We start from the raw sequence: 1,160 nt of genomic DNA, 5'->3' as shown, positions 1-1,160 counted from the left end.
CCGAGATCACCGCAGCAGGCCAGCCTGCCAGTAGGTCATCAACTGGTAGGTGTTACGCCCCAGGATCTCGTGCGATATCGACCCCATTCGTTCCACGTGAAACCTGAAGACGTCCCCGCCCGGCGCGGTCCAGGCGAAGTCTCCGTTCGCGTCGGCGGCGTATCCGTCGATGGAGATGGTGGCGGTGTAACTCAGCGTTCCCATGGTCACCCTCCGCGGATCGGTTCTCGGATGATCTGGCGCCTCATGACGATCCGGGGAAAGCCCCCCGCCACCGAGGTGGTATCGGCGACCTTGACGAATCCCGCCTCCTCGAACAGGGAGCGGAACCCCACGAATGCCATCGTCAGATTGACCTTCTCCGCACCGTTGTCCACGGGCACCGCCTCGACGGCGGGCGCACCGTGATCACGCGCGAACTCGACCGCGCCCTCGACCAACTCGCGTGCGATCCCCCGGCCCCGGTACCCGGGGCGGACGCGGACGCAGAAGATCGACCACACGGGTTGCGTGTCGACGGTCGGTACCACCCGGGACCGCGCGATAGGGAGATCGCGGCGCGGCGCGACTCCCGCCCATCCCACGGGTTCGGATCCGAGATAGGCGAGCACTCCCGGGGCGACCTCCCGCGAGCACAGGTCGCGGACGAACTCGCCACGGGCGGGCCCCAGCAGGGAGGTGTTGGTCCCGGAATCCAGTCGGTGGCTCAGGCACCAACACACGGTGGCATCCGGGTTCTTCTTGGGGCCCAGCAGTACCGCCACGTCATCGAACCTGTCCGCCGGACGCACCTCGATCATCGCTGCGCTCCCATTGCGAGGTGCCATCGAGGCCATCCTTGTCCGAGGTGTCTGGCGCTCCGGCGGGCTGGGATGCCGGTGCCCGGTTCTCGGATCTGAGACTAGTACCCGCCCACAGAGCGCCGACAGGATTCGCTCGGTCGAGCGCGACCGGTGGATCACCTCCCGAACCGGGACGCGTCCGGCCCCCGCCGCCCCAGGGCCGTGTACAGCGCCACCCACTGCCGCGCGGTGAGGTCCTTGGGCAGGGCTCCCGGGGACACACCGGCCCGGGCGAGGGCTCCGCGGACCGCCGGACGTCGCCGCGCGGGCACCACCGAGGCCAGGATCGCGATGAGGCCTCGGCCTCGGCCGGTGAAG

The 1,160-nt window shown here is 69.2% G+C and carries 1 protein-coding gene and 2 pseudogenes; all 3 read right to left on the bottom strand.

The features are described from left to right. Window positions 1-24: 24 nt before the first annotated feature. Window positions 25-204, bottom strand: a pseudogene (locus G6026_RS14490) (deaminase); the annotation flags it as partial. Between the two features lie 2 nt (window positions 205-206). Further along, window positions 207-827, bottom strand: coding sequence for a GNAT family N-acetyltransferase (locus G6026_RS14485; RefSeq protein WP_241726014.1), 621 nt, complete (start codon window positions 825-827; stop codon window positions 207-209). A 131-nt stretch (window positions 828-958) separates the two neighbouring features. Then, a pseudogene (locus G6026_RS17535) lies at window positions 959-1,160 on the bottom strand (23S ribosomal RNA methyltransferase Erm); the annotation flags it as partial.

The sequence above is a fragment of the Dietzia sp. DQ11-38-2 genome (genome assembly GCF_014145055.1).
Classification (GTDB): Bacteria; Actinomycetota; Actinomycetes; order Mycobacteriales; family Mycobacteriaceae; genus Dietzia.
Note: the sequence above shows the minus strand (reverse complement) of the source record. Positions and strands in the feature narration are given on the sequence as shown.

Coding starts and splice junctions, on each gene's coding strand:
- G6026_RS14485 (WP_241726014.1), bottom strand. CDS start 827: ATGGCACCTCGCAATGGGAGCGCAGCGATGATCGAGGTGCGTCCGGCG.